1 protein-coding gene is annotated in these 20,579 nt (G+C 50.4%); it reads left to right on the forward strand.

The features are described 5' to 3' along the window. Positions 1 to 251: 251 nt before the first annotated feature. Positions 252 to 20,486 carry a BapA/Bap/LapF family large adhesin gene (locus R1T43_RS16000; RefSeq protein WP_317350338.1) on the forward strand — a complete coding sequence of 6,745 codons (20,235 nt, stop codon included), beginning with the start codon at positions 252 to 254 and terminating at the stop codon, positions 20,484 to 20,486. Positions 20,487 to 20,579 lie beyond the last annotated feature (93 nt).

Below are 20,579 nucleotides of genomic sequence, written 5' to 3' on the forward strand. Positions count from 1 at the left end.
TTACAGTACTCATATATGTTATTAAAATCAGAAGTGAAATTTGTCTTAATCTGAACAAAGCCTAGTAGTAAAACTGAATTTTTGCCAAGTGACGAAAGTCTAATTCTTGCTTAAAATTAATAAATTAGGGGGAAATACCTAGAAATTCGACGAAGGTATACCAGTACCTGTACCACGGTCCGGTAACCAATTTCATTTTCGCTGCTAGTCTTAATTTAAAGAGTTTCAGTGATATATGAAAAGGGTTCAAAATGGCCGATGTAATTGTTGTAGAAGTAAATGGTAAAGTTTTGGTAGAGCGCCCAGAAACGGGTGAGCAATTTGCAGCCAGTGAAAACACGACCTTATTGGAAGGAGACAGCCTTACTATCCCCGATGGCAGTACAGTGCTTGTCAGTATTGATGGCATTGTGAGAGAGTTACCTGCCGGCCAAACTGTTACTTTCCCTCTTCAATTAACCTTTTCAGATGTTGACAGCGATGATGAATTTGCTGTTTTCGACGACAGCCTCGAAGATCTTAATGCATTGCTTGATCAAACGGGAGATAGTCAGGATCTCGACCAAGATTTTCTAGACGTACTTGCTGGCGATGATGATATTTTAGAGTCGTTAGAAGCAACCGCTGCTGGTTTAGATGGTGGCGGCGGTGCAGGAGGCAGTAACTTTGTTCGAGTAGACAGAATCAACGAAAGTGTAGATCCCGTCGCTTTTGAATTCGAGCAAGGCGCCAACGATAACGAAGAAATCACGTCAGAACAGTTTGGTGACGGCGGTGACGAAGCCACAGACATTACCATTACACTCGACGCTATTCCTCTTAATAACGATGCTACCCCCACCTTATCGGGTAATACTGACGCGACGCCAGGTTCTACCGTCACCCTAACAGTGACTGACAGCGCGGGTAACGTACAAACGCTTACGACCACCGTGCAAGCTGACGGCACCTTCTCTGTTGATGTGCCAGTTGAATTAGCGGAAGGTGAATATTCTGTTGAAGCCACGGTTACTGATGCCGCAGGCAATACTGCCACCGATGCCAATACCGGTGAAATTGATACTACCGCACCGGTAATTTCGTTAGATGCACAAGGCACTGACAACGACACTACGCCTACGCTCTCAGGCACCACTGATGCCGCGCCAGGCTCGACTATTACTCTCACGGTGACAGACAGTGCGGGTAACGTACAAACGCTTACGACCACCGTGCAAGCTGACGGCACCTTCTCTGTTGATGTGCCAGTTGAATTAGCGGAAGGTGAATATTCTGTTGAAGCCAGCGTTACCGATGCGGCAGGCAATACAGCCACCGATGCCAATACCGGTGAAATTGATACTACCGCACCGGTAATTTCGTTAGATGCACAAGGCACTGACAACGACACTACGCCTACGCTCTCAGGCACCACTGATGCCGCGCCAGGCTCGACTATTACTCTCACGGTGACAGACAGTGCGGGTAACGTACAAACGCTTACGACCACCGTGCAAGCTGACGGCACCTTCTCTGTTGATGTGCCAGTTGAATTAGCGGAAGGTGAATATTCTGTTGAAGCCAGCGTTACCGATGCGGCAGGCAATACAGCCACCGATGCCAATACCGGTGAAATTGATACTACCGCACCGGTAATTTCGTTAGATGCACAAGGCACTGACAACGACACTACGCCTACGCTCTCAGGCACCACTGATGCCGCGCCAGGCTCGACTGTTATCTTAACGGTGACAGACAGTGCCGGTAACGTACAAACGCTTACCACCACTGTGCAAGCTGACGGCACCTTCTTTGTGGATGTGCCAGTTGAATTAGCGGAAGGTGAATATTCTGTTGAAGCCAGCGTTACCGATGCGGCAGGCAATACAGCCACCGATGCCAATACCGGTGAAATTGATACTACCGCACCGGTAATTTCGTTAGATACACAAGGCACTGACAACGACACTACGCCTACGCTTTCAGGTACGACTGATGCCGCGCCTGGTTCGACCGTGACCCTAACAGTGACTGACAGTGCCGGTAACGTACAAACGCTTACCACCACCGTGCAAGCTGACGGCACGTTTTCAGTAGATGTGCCTGCTGCATTAGCGGAAGGTGAATACTCTGTTGAAGCCACGGTTACTGATGCCGCAGGCAATACTGCCACCGATGCCAATACCGGTGAAATTGATACTACCGCACCGGTAATTTCGTTAGATGCACAAGGCACTGACAACGACACTACGCCTACGCTCTCAGGCACCACTGATGCCGCGCCGGGATCTACTATTACTCTCACGGTGACAGACAGTGCGGGTAACGTACAAACGCTTACCACCACCGTGCAAGCTGACGGCACGTTTTCAGTAGATGTGCCTGCTGCATTAGCGGAAGGTGAATACTCTGTTGAAGCCACGGTTACTGATGCCGCAGGCAATACTGCCACCGATGCCAATACCGGTGAAATTGATACTACCGCACCGGTAATTTCGTTAGATGCACAAGGCACTGACAACGACACTACGCCTACGCTCTCAGGCACCACTGATGCCGCGCCGGGATCTACTATTACTCTCACGGTGACAGACAGTGCGGGTAACGTACAAACGCTTACCACCACCGTGCAAGCTGACGGCACGTTTTCAGTAGATGTGCCTGCTGCATTAGCGGAAGGTGAATACTCTGTTGAAGCCACGGTTACTGATGCCGCAGGCAATACTGCCACCGATGCCAATACCGGTGAAATTGATACTACCGCACCGGTAATTTCGTTAGATGCACAAGGCACTGACAACGACACTACGCCTACGCTCTCAGGCACCACTGATGCCGCGCCGGGATCTACTATTACTCTCACGGTGACAGACAGTGCGGGTAACGTACAAACGCTTACCACCACCGTGCAAGCTGACGGCACGTTTTCAGTAGATGTGCCTGCTGCATTAGCGGAAGGTGAATACTCTGTTGAAGCCACGGTTACTGATGCCGCAGGCAATACTGCCACCGATGCCAATACCGGTGAAATTGATACTACCGCACCGGTAATTTCGTTAGATGCACAAGGCACTGACAACGACACTACGCCTACGCTCTCAGGCACCACTGATGCCGCGCCGGGATCTACTATTACTCTCACGGTGACAGACAGTGCGGGTAACGTACAAACGCTTACCACCACCATGCAAGCTGACGGCACGTTTTCAGTAGATGTGCCTGCTGCATTAGCGGAAGGTGAATACTCTGTTGAAGCCACGGTTACTGATGCCGCAGGCAATACTGCCACCGATGCCAATACCGGTGAAATTGATACTACCGCACCGGTAATTTCGTTAGATGCACAAAGCACTGACAACGACACTACGCCTACGCTCTCAGGCACCACTGATGCCGCGCCAGGCTCGACTGTTATCTTAACGGTGACAGACAGTGCCGGTAACGTACAAACGCTTACCACCACCGTTCAAGCAGATGGTTCATTTTCAATAGATGTGCCAGTTGAATTAGCGGAAGGTGATTATTCCGTTGAAGCCAGCGTTACCGATGCGGCAGGCAATACAGCCAGTACCGAAGAACAGGGCGCTATCGACGTGACTGCGCCAACCATCTCATTAAACGACCCTGGAATAAATGGCGATGTTACACCTACGCTTTCTGGTTTAACTGATGCCGTACCCGGAAGCACAATAACGCTTACCGTTACTGATAGTGCAGGCGTTACTCAGACCTTTACCACCACCGTACTAGCCGACGGTACTTTTGCCGTTGAAGTTCCAAATGCTGTGGCTGAGGGTACATACAGCGTAACTGCCGAAGTGACAGATAACGCAGGCAATACGGCGCAAGCAACAACGAGCGGCGATTACGATTCTACTAGTCCGTCGACTACCGTAAATCAACCTGCGCCAACGAACGATACTACGCCAAACGTTTCTGGTGAAACCGATGCCCCTCCTGGCAGTGAACTCGTCATTGTTGTTACAGATAGCGAGGGTAACGAACAAACAATCGTCACTACAGTGGGCGCTGACGGCACATTCAGCGAAGATATACCAGCGGAGCTTAGCGAAGGTGAGTACACGGTTGACGTTACTGTTACGATACCAGCAGGTAATAGTTCTACCACCACAGTAACAGGTGAAATAGACACCACAGCGCCAGTGATCAGCCTTGAACCCATTGGTTCAACGAATGATGACACACCAGTTATTAATGGCGACACTGATGCAGAACCAGGTGCGGTAGTAACGCTAGATATAGTGCATTCAGATGGCACTACGCAAACCATTACTGCAATTGTGCAAGAAGACGGTAGCTTTAGTGCTGAAGTTCCGCAAGCACTCGCAAACGGCGACTTTACTGTTACCGCTACCGTGTCTGACGTGGCGGGCAACACCTCTTCAACATCTCTCGATGCGGTTATTAATACCCAAGGCCCTAGTATTGTTATTGAAACTGGCTCGCCTACCAACGGTAGTGAAGGCATAGGGGGATCATCGGATGCACCTAATTCAGAGGTAGTGGTAGTTATCACCGATAGCGACGGCAACAGCCAGACAATACCGGGGTCTACAGATGAGAATGGCGATTTCAACGTCGTCTTCCCCCCTGGATTTGAAGAGGGTGAATACGACATTGAAGTGACGGTGACAGACGAAAATGGTAATAGCTCCACTGCCACAGCTACTACCGCGCTTGATACTACCCTACCTGTGGTGAATATCGATCCGCAAACGGATACTAACGACACAACACCTACTATCTCGGGTAATACAGATTTACCAGCGGGCAGCGAGGTTGTTATAACCGTAACCGATAGTGAGGGTAATACGCAAACCGTCACCGCGGTTGTGGATGAAAACGGGAATTTCAGCGCCGATGTGGGTGAAGCTCTGGCGGAAGGAAGCTACGAAGTTTCTGTCGAAGCAACTGATGCTGCAGGCAATACAACTACCGCAGTCGACAACAGTGGCAATATAGACACTGCGGCACCAGTACTTACTCTAGACCCACAAATCGACGGCAGCGACACTACGCCAACCATTTCTGGTTCTACCGATTTACCGTCTGGTACAGCAGTAACTATTGTGGTTAGCGACAGCGCGGGCAACGCGCAAACCATCGATGCAATCGTTGATGATAACGGTAATTTTAGCGTCGACGTGCAAACGCCGCTTACTGAGGGTGAATATACCGTTGAAGCCAATGCTACAGACGATGCAGGCAATACAACTACCGTTACTGAAGATGGCGGCAACATTGATACCCAAGCACCTACCATTTCTCTAGAGCCACTTGGCACAGGTAACGACACTACACCTTCAATTAGCGGTTCGACGAACTTAGAAGCAGGCAGCACAGTTACACTTACCGTTACCGACAGTGCAGGAAACAGCCAAACCTTTGCAGCCACTGTAGATGCTAACGGTGAGTTTAGCGCGGACGTTCCTGTTGAACTCGCAGATGGTGACTATACTGTCGAAGCAACAGCTACCGATGCTGCGGGAAATAGTGCATCTGCGTCTCAATCAGGTGCCGTGGATACCAATGCACCAGACCTAACCCTTAACCCATTAGGTGATGACAACGACACCACGCCTACTGTTGCTGGTTCTACCGATTTACCAACTGGCAGCACTGTCACACTGTCAGTTACCGACGCGCTTGGCAATACACAAACTTTCGCGGCGACGGTAGACGGTTCGGGTAACTTTAGTGTAGATGTGCCCAATCCATTAGCGGAAGGTGAATATAGCGTAACGGCTACGGCAACCGATGTAAACGGCAATACCGCAACGGCAACAGAAACTGGCGGCAATATCGATATCACGTCACCGCTAATTAACTTAGATGCCCAAGACAATACTAATGATACTACGCCAACCATTTCCGGTAACACAGATCAGGCACCAGGGAGCAGTGTTTCAATCACAGTTACTGACAGTGCAGGAAATACACAGACTTTTGTTGCCGTAGTCGAGAGTGACGGCACCTTTGCTGTTGATGTGCCCGCAGAGCTTGCCGACGGCGACTTTACCGTCACCGCCACCGTCACTGACGATGCGGGCAACCAAGATTCTGCATCAACGCAAGGCAATATTGATACTGCGGCACCAACGCTTACTCTCGATCCACAAGACGTGGGCAACGATACTACACCACTTATTAGCGGAACGACTGATTTACCACAAGGTAGTACGGTTACACTAATCGTTACGGATAGCTTAGGTAATCAGCAAACCATTGAGACCCTTGTTGATGAAAACGGAGGCTTCAGCGCAGAAGTACCTAGTACGTTGGCAGAAGGTGACTACACGGTTTCAGCAACTGCAGTGGATGACAATGGCAATACCGCGAGTGTAACCGAAAATGGTGGCAGCATTGATACGACGGCGCCATCGCTTTCCCTTGACGCTGTGGGTTCTGGCAACGATACCACACCGACTTTATCGGGCAGCATAGATCTGCCTGAAGGAAGTATTGTCTCGCTAACGGTCGTTGATAGCGCAGGCAACACGCAAACTATCAACACCTTGGTCGATGCTAATGGCAATTTTTCTGTGGACGCACCACAAGAACTGGCTGATGGCAACTTTACGGTTACTGCTACGGCAGAAGACGCTGCAGGTAATGAAGTGACCGACAGCACGACAGGTAACATCAACACGAATGCACCAACGTTAGTGCTAGATGAACAAGGCCAAACTAACGACAATACGCCTACGATCTCAGGTTCAACCAGCTTACCTGAAGGCAGTGAAGTAACGTTAACCGTAACGGATAGCGCTGGTAATACACAGACTATTACTGCAACAGCGGGCACAGACGGAAGCTTCACTGCTGATGTTGCGTCACCACTACCTGATGGCGCTTATACAGTCACCGCCAGTGCGACCGACGGTGATGGCAATACGACAACGGTGACCGATAATTTCAGCACCATTGACACTACCGCGCCAGTGCTAACCCTTGAAAACCCTGGCAGCACCGGTGATACAACGCCTACGCTTTCAGGCACTACTGACCTTCCTGAAGGAAGCACGGTCACGCTTGTCGTGACTGATAGCGCTGGAAACACGCAAACTGTTAATGCCTTGGTCGATGCAAATGGTAGCTTTAATGTAGATGTGCCAAACGCATTAGCCGACGGCGACTTCACGGTTACCGCCAGTGCAGCTGACAGTGCAGGAAATACCGCAAATGCCAATACAACAGGCAATGTAGATAGCCAAGCACCACTGTTAACCCTTGACACGCAAAGCTCTACCAGCGACGTAAGCCCAACTATCTCAGGTACTACTGATGTTACTCCCGGCACACTTGTCACCATTACCGTTGTGGATGCCAATGGTGACTCGCAAAGCTTCCAAGTTACCGTGGAAGCAGATGGAACATTCAGCGCGGACGTGCCTAACGCATTGGCCGAGGGCGACTTCACCGTTACGGCAACAGTAAGCGATGCGCAAGGTAACACCGCGTCTGCAAACGAGACAAATGGAAACATTGATACACAAGCGCCTGTTGTTAGCGTCAATCCGTTAGATTCAGGTAATGACACTACACCGACTATTTCAGGTAATACAGATTTACCCGAAGGTGCTGTCGTGGTGATAACCGTAACCGACAGCAATGGCGACACGCAAATCATCAACGCATTGGTTGATGCAGAAGGCAACTTCGCTACAGAAGTATTGTCTTCACTGCCAGAAGGCGACTACAGCGTAGAGGTTACTGCAACAGATGATGCTGGTAATTCAACAACTGCATTTGAAGACGGTGGCAATATTGACACCACCGCCCCTGTGCTTACGCTAAATCCGCAAGGCACAAGCAACGATGAAACGCCTAACATATCGGGCAGCACTGATTTAGCACCAGGAAGCACGGTAACATTAACCGTCACTGATAGTGCAGGCAATACGCAAACCTTTGATGCAATTGTGGACGCGAATGGTTCATTCAGCGCGGATGTACCAAACGCTATATCAGATGGCAGCTACACGGTGACAGCAAGTGCCTCAGACGATGCAGGCAATACAACCACCACCTCTGATACCGGTACGGTAGATACTAGCGCTCCTGCGCTGACGCTAGAGGCTCAAGCTACAGTTAGCGATACTACTCCAACCATATCGGGTACGACTGACCTACCCGCCGGTTCAACCGTTACGCTTTCCGTCATTGACAGTGCAGGCAACACGCAAAGCTTTACTGCACTAGTTGATGCGAGCGGTAACTTTAGTGCTGACGTCCCCGCGCCTCTTGCCGAGGGCGATTACTCAGTAACAGCTACCGCTACTGACAGCAACAGTAATAGCGCTTCTGTCACTGATAATGACGGTATCGTCGATACCGTTGCTCCGGTTATCTCGCTAGATACACTGGGTTCAAATAACGATACTACGCCTACCATTTCGGGGACTACGGACCTGGCAGTAGGCGAGAGCGTTACGCTTTCGATTACCGACAGTGCAGGAAATACCCAAACCGTTACGGCAACGGTTGATGCAAACGGCGACTTCAGTGTGGATGTGCCAGATGCAGTGACCGAAGGTGACTATAACGTTACCGCTACGGCTACCGACGATGCAGGCAACAGTGCGTCAGCCAATGCAGCGGGCACAATTGACACCACAGCGCCCACCTTAACGTTAGACCCTCAGGGGCTAGGCAATGACACAACACCAACCATATCGGGTAGCACTGATCTAGCTGAAGGTAGCGTTGTATCCTTGGTTATCACGGATAGTACAGGCAACATTCAAACGGTCACGGCAACGGTTGATGCTGCAGGAAACTTTACGGTGGACCTACCCATTGCACTGGCTGAAGGTTCGTACAGTGTTGAAGCAACAGCCACTGATGAAGCAGGTAACAGCACATCGATACTTGATAATTCAGGCGCCATCGACACAACACCACCTGAGCTAAACTTAGATGAATTAGCGCCTGAGAATAACCTAACGCCAACTATTTCTGGCACCACAAACCTTCCTGCTGGCGCCATTGTTACCCTAACGGTGGTCGACAGTGCCGGTAATACGCAAACCTTTGCGGCAACGGTACAAACCGACGGCAGTTTTGCAGCAAATATACCTTCACCATTAGCTGAAGGAGACTATACGGTCTCCGCTGCGGCTCAAGATCCGGCGGGCAACCAAGGTTCCGATTCTGAAACGGGCGGTAGCGTAGATACCACTGCACCCGTTATTAACCTAGATCCATTTGGTACAGGAAACGATACCACGCCAACGATTAGCGGTAGCACAGACTTGGACGCAGGCAGTACAGTGACTATCACGGTGACTGACAGTACAGGTACTCAGCAGTCATTTAATGCAACCGTAGATGCTAACGGCGACTTCAGTGCAGATGTGCCTAACCCTATGGTTGATGGAGATTTTGACGTCACTGCAACCACTACCGATGAAGCGGGCAATACCGCTACAGATACAGTAAGTGGCAATATAAACTCAGCAGCGCCGACCTTATCGCTTGAACCATTAGGATCAGACAACGACACCACGCCGACCATTTCAGGTAATACCGATTTAGCGCCAGGTAGCACCGTAACGCTAACCGTATCCGACAGTGCTGGAAACACACAAACATTCACCGCAACAGTACAAGGTGATGGTAGCTTTACGGCCGATGTACCTGCAGGCTTACCTGAAGGTGACTATTCTGTTAATGCGACAGCCACAGATGGTGCTGGTAACAGTGCATCGGTGACTGAAAATGGGGGTAACATCGATACAACGGCCCCATCAATCACCATTGATGCACTAGGGCTTGATAGTGATGCAACGCCGTCTATCTCTGGTACCACAGATCTCAATGCCGGCGATACGGTTAGCATTAGCGTAACGGACAGCGCTGGAAATACCCAGACATTCACAACAACCGTTCTAAACGATGGTACTTACCGTGCTGATGTACCTGCTGATTTAGCGGAAGGTGGTTTCAGCGTAACCGTCACAGCTACTGACGGTGCGGGTAATTCTGCATCGGCAATAGATAACAACGGTGTCATAGATACTGCAGCGCCAACACTATCGTTAGACGCACAAAGTTTAACCAACGATGCCACGCCGACTATTTCGGGAACCACAGACTTGGCTTCGGGCAACACAGTTAGCATTAGCGTGACTGACAGCCAGGGCAATACGCAAACCTTCACCGGCACAGTTCAAGCGAACGGTAGTTTTAGCGCTGATGTGCCGTTTGACCTTGCACAAGGTGATTACTCAGTAGAAGTAACGGCGATTGATGATGCGGGTAATCAAAACACAGCAATTGACAACAACGGTACTGTCGACACCATCCCGCCTGTTATCAACTTAAACCCTGTGGCCAACGGCAATGACGCTACGCCAGGATTAAGCGGTACTACCGACCTTCCAGAAGGAGCAACCATAACGCTGGTTGTCACCGATGCAGCAGGTAACGTACAAAATCTTACCGCTACGGTTGATGCGGATGGCGCTTTCTCTGTTGAACTACCCAGCGCGCTCGTTGATGGCGATTACGATGTAACAGCCAGTGCGAGTGATGCTGCGGGCAATAGCACGACTATCACTGATAGCGGCAATATCAATACGAGCGCCCCGGACATTACGCTAGATACCCTTGGCCAAACAAACGACGCTACGCCTCTCATCTCAGGCACAACTAACGCCCCAGTTGGTGCCACCGTCACCTTAACAGTGACAGATAGTGCAGGAGCAGTACAAACCTTTACTGCAACAGTACAAGGTGATGGCACCTTTAGCGCTAGCGTACCTGCTGATTTGGCCGAAGGTAGCTACACCGTTGTCGCAGAGGTAACTGACGGCGCGGGTAATTCAGGCTCTGACTCGGAAACTAGTGGTGTGGTAGATACCACGTCACCGGCTATTGACGTGGCAGACCCAGGTATAGAAAATGATGCAACGCCAACAATTACTGGCACAACAGACCAGTCGGCTGGAAACACGGTTTCAATTACGGTCACAGATAATGCTGGCAATGTACAAACCTTATCAGCAATAGTACAAAGCGATGGTTCTTTTAGTGTAGAAGTACCAGTCTCGCTAGCGGAAGGTAGCTACACAGTTCAAGCTACGGCTGTTGATGAAGCTGGCAATACAGCGTCCGACGCAGAAACAGGCGTTATCGACACCCTTTCACCTATTATTTCGCTGGACGAGCCTGGCACAATTAGCGACTCAATCCCAACCATTAGCGGTACCGTAGATTTGCCTCAAGGCTCTACAGTACAGATAACCGTTGTTGATAGTGCCGGTAATACCCAGGTGTTCTCTGCATTGGTTGCTGCAGGCGGCGCATTTTCAGCCGACGTACCAGCGGCGATGGCTGAAGGTAATTTTACAGTCTCTGCAACCGCCACCGATGCAGCAAACAACAGTACATCAGATAATGAAGTAGGCGTTGTTGATACGCTTGTACCTACACTTAATATGGATGTTGCAGATACCACTAACGACGTTACGCCGCTAATTACAGGTACAACCGATGAACCAGCAGGTTCTGTGGTTACTATTTTGGTAACGGATAGTGCTGGTGCGACCCAGACCTTGAGTGCAGTTGTACAGGCCGATGGGTCTTTCTCAATCTCTCCAGGTACTGATTTAGCTGAAGGCAACTTCACGGTAAGCGCTACAATCAGCGATGAAGCAGGCAATACCGCGGCAGCGAGTGATGCTGGAAGCATAGACACTACCTCCCCGTTGTTGACGTTAACCCCACTTAAAGAAGGCAATGACACAACACCTACCCTATCGGGAAGCACAAACCTCGCACAAGGTAGTGAAGTGACCCTTGTGATTACTGACAACGCAGGAAATGCTCAAACCATCACTGCCACTGTTGATGTAAATGGAAACTTTACTGTGAATGTGCCCGCGCCTTTAGCTGAAGGTCCATACAGCGTTGAGGCAACCGCTACCGATGACGCAGGTAATAGCACTAATCTTGTAGACAATTCGGGAAATATTGATACAACAGCCCCTACCCTATCGTTAGATACACTGGCCTCAGACAGCGACACAACGCCTACAATATCCGGCAATACTGATCTGCCTGCAGGCGCGACAGTAACGATTACGGTTACAGATAACGCAGGTGTAAGCCAAACCTTCGATGCTACCGTTCAGGGTGACGGCAGTTTCTCGGCCGATGTGCCAAGCCCCATGGCTGAAGGAGGGTATACCGTTACCGCCGTTGCCCAAGACCCAGCAGGTAATGAGACGACTGCCACTGAAACAAACGGTAGCGTAGACACTACCGCGCCGACGATCAATTTAGATGCACAAGGCACAGGTAACGATACAACGCCAACAATTACTGGCAGCACCGACTTGAGCCCTGGCAGTTCAGTGAACATAACCGTCACCGACAGCGCAGGAGCAGAACAGACATTTACGGCTATTGTCGATAGCAACGGAGACTTCAGCGCCGATGTGCCTAATGCAATGGCAGACGGTAACTTCAATGTTAGCGCTACCGCCACTGATGCCGCTGGAAACTCAGCATCTGATACTACCAGCGGAAATATTGACACCAGCGTACCGAACCTAAACCTGGACTCGCTTGGTACAGGAAACGACACAACGCCAACAATTTCTGGAACTACAGATATTCCGCCAGGCAGCACAGTATCCATTAGCGTTACTGATAACGCTGGTAATACACAAACCTTTGACGCAATTGTTCAAGCCAATGGGACCTTCACTGTAGATGTGCCAACAGCCTTATCTGAAGGTAATTATTCTGTTACTGCAGCTGCGACAGATGGTGCGGGCAATACGGCAACTGCAAACGATAATGGCGGCATTATCGATACTACCGCGCCTGCTGCCCCTGCTGTTGATGCAGGTAACGGTACTGAAATTACGGGTACTGCGGAAGCAGGCGCAACCGTGAATGTTGACGTAGACGGAGACGGCACGCCAGACTTCACCGTCATCGCGGATGGCGATGGCAATTGGTCAGTAGCACCAACTACACCGCTGGCCGATGGTGTGGTGATTACGGCTACGGCCACTGATGGAGCAGGCAATGTCAGCGAGCCTGTATCTGATACGGTAGACGCTGTTGCGCCAATGGTTGCCTTCGATGACTTAACGACTAACGACACCACACCTGCACTTACTGGCTCGGTAGACGACCCATCGGCCACCGTCGTCGTTACCATTAACGGTATAGAGTATACCGCGATTAACAATGGCGATGGCAGCTGGACCCTGGCGGATGATATCGTCGCCACACTGGCTGAAGGTAGCTATAACGCTACGGTCACTGCCACTGATGCCGATGGTAACAACGGAACCAACTCTGGTACTGTGGTCATTGATACCACTGCTCCAGCAGCACCTACCGTCGACGCAGGTAACGGTACTGAGATTACGGGTACTGCGGAAGCAGGCGCAACCGTGAATGTTGACGTAGACGGAGACGGCACGCCAGACTTCACCGTCATCGCGGATGGCGATGGCAATTGGTCAGTAACACCAACTACACCGCTAGCCGATGGTGCGGTAGTTACGGCAACAGTTACCGATGAAGCGGGCAATACGAGTGCACCAGCGTCAGCTACGGTAGACGCTGTTGCGCCAGTCGTTGCAATCAACAACTTAACCACTAATGACACCACACCAGCGCTTACCGGTACGGTTGACGACCCAACAGCCACGGTGGTCGTTACCATTAACGGTATTGACTACACCGCCACCAACAACGGTAATGGCACGTGGACACTGGCTGACAATGCAGTGGCTGCACTTGCAGATGGTAGTTATACCGCTACCGTTACTGCCACTGATGCCGATGGCAATGTGGGTTCAAATTCAGGAACGGTAGTTATTGATACTACACCACCTGCAATCCCTACTGTGGATGCAGGCAACGGCACCGAAATTACCGGTACCGCCGAAGCGGGCAGCGAGGTCAATGTTGATATAGACGGTGATGGTATCCCTGATTTCACCGTCACAGCAGACGGCGACGGCAATTGGAGCATTACACCTGATACACCGCTTGCCGATGGCGTAATCGTGACCGTAACGGCGACCGACGCAGCGGGTAACATTAGCAACCCAGCCACTGACACGGTTGATGCGGCCGCGCCAGTCGTTGACTTCAACGACTTAACAACCAATGACACCACTCCAGCGCTTACTGGTTCGGTTAACGACCCAACAGCCACGGTGGTCATTACCATTAACGGTATTGACTACCCCGCCACCAACAACGGTAACGGCACGTGGACGCTGGCTAATGACGCAGTAGCCACGCTCGCCGAAGGCAGCTATACCGCAACCGTTACCGCAACCGACCCGGAAGGTAACGTAAGCACCAACACAGGCACTGTCATCGTTGATACCACAGCACCAACAGCGCCAACTGTTGATGCCGGTAACGGTACTGAGATCACAGGCACTGCGGAAGCTGACGCAACCGTAAATGTAGATATAGACGGCGATGGCACGCCAGACTACACCGTTGTCGCTGATGGCGATGGCAACTGGAGCGTTACGCCTGATACTCCGCTTGCCGATGGCGTTGTGGTTACCGCAACAGCCACTGATGAAGCGGGCAATACCAGCGCACCTGCGTCTGATACCGTAGATGCTATAGCGCCGGTAGTGGCAATTAATGATTTAACCACCAACGATACGACGCCAGCGCTGACAGGTACGGTCGATGATGCGACAGCGACCGTTGTGGTCACCATTGACGGGAATGACTACACCGCCACTAATAACGGTAACGGCACGTGGACACTGGCTAATGACGCAGTAGCCACCCTCGCCGAAGGCAACTATACCGCAACCGTTACCGCAACCGACCCTGACGGTAACGTCAGCACTAACACAGGCACTGTCATCGTTGATACCACAGCACCAACAGCGCCAACTGTTGATGCCGGTAACGGTACTGAGATCACAGGCACTGCGGAAGCTGACGCAACCGTAAATGTAGATATAGACGGCGATGGCACGCCAGACTACACCGTTGTCGCTGATGGCGATGGCAACTGGAGCGTTACGCCTGATACTCCGCTTGCCGATGGCGTTGTGGTTACCGCAACAGCCACTGATGAAGCGGGCAATACCAGCGCACCTGCGTCTGATACCGTAGATGCTATAGCGCCGGTAGTGGCAATTAATGATTTAACCACCAACGATACGACGCCAGCGCTGACAGGTACGGTTGATGATGCGACAGCGACCGTTGTGGTCACCATTGACGGGAATGACTACACCGCCACTAATAACGGTAATGGCACGTGGACCCTGGCTAATGACGCAGTAGCCACCCTCGCCGAAGGCAACTATACCGCAATCGTTACCGCAACCGACCCTGACGGTAACGTCAGCACTAACACAGGCACTGTCATCGTTGATACCACAGCACCAACAGCGCCAACTGTTGATGCCGGTAACGGTACTGAGATCACAGGCACTGCGGAAGCTGACGCAACCGTAAATGTAGATATAGACGGCGATGGCACGCCAGACTACACCGTTGTCGCTGATGGCGATGGCAACTGGAGCGTTACGCCTGATACTCCGCTTGCCGATGGCGTTGTGGTTACCGCAACAGCCACTGATGAAGCGGGCAATACCAGCGCACCTGCGTCTGATACCGTAGATGCTATAGCGCCGGTAGTGGCAATTAATGATTTAACCACCAACGATACGACGCCAGCGCTGACAGGTACGGTCGATGATGCGACAGCGACCGTTGTGGTCACCATTGACGGGAATGACTACACCGCCACTAATAACGGTAACGGCACGTGGACACTGGCTAATGACGCAGTAGCCACCCTCGCCGAAGGCAACTATACCGCAACCGTTACCGCAACCGACCCTGACGGTAACGTCAGCACTAACACAGGCACTGTCATCGTTGATACCACAGCACCAACAGCGCCAACTGTTGATGCCGGTAACGGTACTGAGATCACAGGCACTGCGGAAGCTGACGCAACCGTAAATGTAGATATAGACGGCGATGGCACGCCAGACTACACCGTTGTCGCTGATGGCGATGGCAACTGGAGCGTTACGCCTGATACTCCGCTTGCCGATGGCGTTGTGGTTACCGCAACAGCCACTGATGAAGCGGGCAATACCAGCGCACCTGCGTCTGATACCGTAGATGCTATAGCGCCGGTAGTGGCAATTAATGATTTAACCACCAACGATACGACGCCAGCGCTGACAGGTACGGTTGATGATGCGACAGCGACCGTTGTGGTCACCATTGACGGGAATGACTACACCGCCACTAATAACGGTAATGGCACGTGGACACTGGCTAATGACGCAGTAGCCACCCTCGCCGAAGGCAGCTACCCAACGTCAGTGACTGCAACAGACGCCGCGGGTAACACGGTGACCAACACAGGTACCGTAGTGGTTGATACCACTGCGCCTACGGTAGCCATAAACGATCTGACCACCAACGACACCACGCCAGAGCTTACCGGTACGGTAAACGACCCCAATGCGGTTGTGGTAGTAACCATTGACGGCAATGAATACACCGCTACCAACAATGGTAACGGCACCTGGACACTAGCTGACAATATTGTCGCCTTGCTTGCTGAAGGTAATTACACGGCAACGGTTACCGCTACAGATGCCGTGGGTAATTCTGACTCAGCTACAGGTTCAATTGTTATCGATACCAGTATTGATGAAAACAATAATGGTCAAACGGTAACGTTCGACAGTATCTCAAACGACTCTGGGGTGGCTGGAGACTTTATAACCAGCGACAGCACGCTAATTTTCAATGGAACAGTTGACCTTGGTGATAATACTACTCTGACTGTCATTATTGATGGCACGTCCTATACCTTTGGCACTGACCCTGAACTCACCATTGATGGAAGCGGCAACTGGAGCCTGGATCTAACAGGTACAACGCTACCAGCGGGTACCTATTCGGTAGTGGCAACAGTTACAGATGAAGCAGGTAACTCGGCAAGCACGGCAAGTCAAAATGTTGTCGTACAGGCCATTGATGCAATAAACGACGGTAACGCTGTTGATATGGGCGAGCCTGTGGTCACGGTCAATCCACCTGAAACCACCAGCAACGTAGATGTTATCGGCTTAGCTGAGTCTACAGGCGGTGTTGATGCGAGTGCATCCTTTACCGTTTCCCCTAACCATGTAGGTGAAGTGTTAGTAGAGGTTGACCAAATAGCACTGGTTGCTGTTGCCGATGCCTACATTGTCGAGGTGTATGATGAGAGCGGTCAGCTTGTTTACCAAGGAGTAAGCGCAGATTCACAACTTGCAGATGTCGGTGGATTAGACATTTTTGATGTTACCGGCGACGAGACCATTTCGTTCACGTTAGCAGGCCTTGATGCTGGCAACTACAGTGTGGTGGTCCGCAATGATGAGAACTTACTTGAAGACTTGTTAGACAACGACAACAGTAACGATGTTGACCTTGATGAGCTTGGTACAGCTGGCGTTGTACTTGGGCCAGACAATCAGGCGGTAGTTCTTGATACTATTGAAGCAACTTTAAATACCGGCGTTTTAGGTATTCCACTGGGTACGGTTGGCACCCAGGTAAGGGGAGTACTAGAGACACTTCTGGATACGACTACAGTCATCGGCGCAGGTCAGCTTGTTAATTTACTCACCGCCCCTCTTGATGCAATTGGCTTAACTGGTTTCCTTGATGACATTTTAAGTGTTGTTGCCGATGCGTTGCTTAGCAATACCTTAACCCTTTTACAAGACACTGACATTACCACCACGTTAACAGAATACACCTACACGGGAGATTTAGTGGCCCAAGGCAACCTAATTGACGGTGATATTAGTGGTGTAGGCGCAGACACTATCTTAGACGGCGCGCAAGTGACGCTTGTTACCAATGCATCTGGTGATAGCGTTGCTGTTCCTGCTACAGGTACAGTTACTATTCAAGGTAATTATGGCGTACTAGAAATTGCTGCAGACGGTACGTACACCTATACCGCCGATGGCGACCGCAGCGCAATTGGGCAAGATGAAGTGTTTAACTATACTTTATCAGATGGTGAAACCTCGGATATCGCGGCGCTTACCATCACTATATCTGGCAGCGACTTCCCGCCAGTAGTAGCCCAAACCGATAACAATGACATGGAACTGGGCGCACAAACTGCCATTGTGAATGCGCCAGTTACCGACAGCGACTTCCAAGTTATAGGCTTAGCAGAAAGCTCACCAGCGGCAGGTTCGCCAGAGGCTAGTACAACGCTTACCGTTGACGCTGGTTTCTTTGGCGAAGTGGTAGTCGAGGTCAGTCAAACAGCGTTAGTCGCAGTCGCTGATGCGTATCGTGTTGATATTATTGATGCAAGTGGCAACGTGGTCGCCACAGCGATGACACCAGATAACCCGTTAATAGGTGATGTGGCTGGTGTAAACCTCATTGGAGTTACTGGTGACGATACGCTAGTGGCGAAATTCTCTGGGCTACCTGCCGGCGAATACACTGTGGTTATTCGCAATGATGAAAGTGCTCTTGAGACTTTATTTGATCAAAATAATGACGGCTCAATTACGTTAACGGAATTAGGCGATGGCGGCGTAGTTTTAGGTGCAGAAAACCAAGAGGTAGTGTTAACTGCTGTTGAAGACGCACTGAATGGCACTAATGCGAGTGTATTAAATGGGCTTGGTTTAGGTACGGTTGTACGCACCTTCATTCTAGAGCCAGCTTTAGGTGCAACAGAGACAATAGGTGCCGGCGACTTGGTCAGCACTATTACTAATGGTCTAAACGGTCTCGGGTTAAGTCTTCTTGCAGATAGTGTGTTAGATGCTGTCGCAGCGGCATTGCTAAGCAATACACTTACCTTGCTTCAGTCTACCGATATAACTTCAACACTTACTGAATACGCGTTTGAAGGTAGCACTACAACGTCGGGTAATGTTATTGATGCCGCGAATGCAGGCGACGTAGCAGATAGCATTGCTGAGGGCGGCGTAGTTACGCACGTTACTCACTCCAATGGAGAGTCGGTGACCGTATTAGGCACTGGTTTATCTGGCATTACCATTGAGGGTGACTATGGCGACTTGACTATCTTTGAAGACGGTAGCTACACCTATATAGCTAACGGCGTACGTGACGGCTTGGGTAGTACGGATAGCTTCAGCTACACCATTTCAGATGGGACTAACACCTCTACGGCTAACCTCAACTTTAACCTTTCAGGGCAAGGGGTATCTGCGGACTCAGCGCGGGCAGAGCTGACCTATGATTTTGCTAGCAGCACAGGTTATGCTGAAGCAGATGCGCTTGAATACTCATGGCTGATTGGCGCCCTTGGTATCGTTATTCCTACCTCTGTAGATACTCAAAGCAACTCATTTACTGTAGCAACTGATACTACGATGGATCTTACTTTAACCGTGGATGGCGGAGACCTATTATCATTAGGCTCAGGACTGGACCTATTCATTGAGCGAGACAATAACGGCACATGGGAAGTTGTTGAAACCTTCTCCAGTGACCAGTTGATAGGTCTGCTTGGCCTCGACGGAAATGGTAGCTTTACTTCATTTGGTCTTACAGCAGGTGAATACCGAGTTACCATGGACGTGGATACAGGCTTAGCCAGTGCGCTTGGAGGTGTCAGTGTTGATTTGAGCTCTACCGTTCATTTCCTAGACCAATTTGTTGTCAGCGAAGTACAAACCGCGATCGGTAATTTGTTCGAAAATGATGTGCTATTTGACCCAACATTCGATGTAACTGTATCTACTGATGGAACAAACTTCCAAGACGCTACGGGTGGCATTACGTTAGTCGGTGATTACGGCACGCTGCAAATTGACGAAACGGGCGCGTACACTTATACCCCGGACAACACGCAAGCCGTATTTGGTGGAACCTTAACAGATACCTTTACTTACCGTATTGAGTATCCAAATGGTACTGTCGAACAGGCTGAGTTTAACGTGTTTGTGACGGCATCTGGTGAAGGTGTAGCAGTAGCTGAAACAAGTAACTCAGCTGAAACTATGGCAAATAGTTCATCGGAGTCGGTAAGTGCATCACAAAGCTCAGAAACGGAAGCTACTGATGAACCCAAAGCGCCTAACGTTATTGAATTTAGTGGGCAGACTGAACAAACCGTCGAGTTAAACACTGATTCTCAAGTAGTGACATCTGAGAGCACATTGCCGGAAGATATAATTACCCTTCCAGAGGAAAACGATATTGTTACCATCGGGCTGGAAACCGAAGTCACGATTGATACCGTAGATCTTGAGCTTCCACCAGAAGATTTGATTTTACCGTCGATAGAGTCTATTCCTTCTGATTCTGAAAGCAATAGCACATCGGTAGCTGAGTCTGGCCAGGTGTCTGGTGATACTTCTAAAGAGAGTGACAGTAGTATTGGCATTGCCACTCCAACGGAGTCAGATGTGCTAAAAACAGCAATCGATAAATTCCCAACAACGGATATTTAATGTAAAAGAAGCTTAACGATAAAGGCCTTGATACATCTGTATCAGGGCCTTTTTTTTAGAAAGCTGCGAAACTCACCGCTTACAACGTCTAAT

It is taken from the genome of Alteromonas sp. CI.11.F.A3 (assembly GCF_032925565.1).
GTDB lineage: Bacteria > Pseudomonadota > Gammaproteobacteria > Enterobacterales > Alteromonadaceae > Alteromonas.

Excerpts from the sequence above, each read along its gene's own strand:
- R1T43_RS16000 (WP_317350338.1), top strand. The coding sequence starts at position 252 with ATGGCCGATGTAATTGTTGTAGAAGTAAATGGTAAAGTTTTGGTAGAG.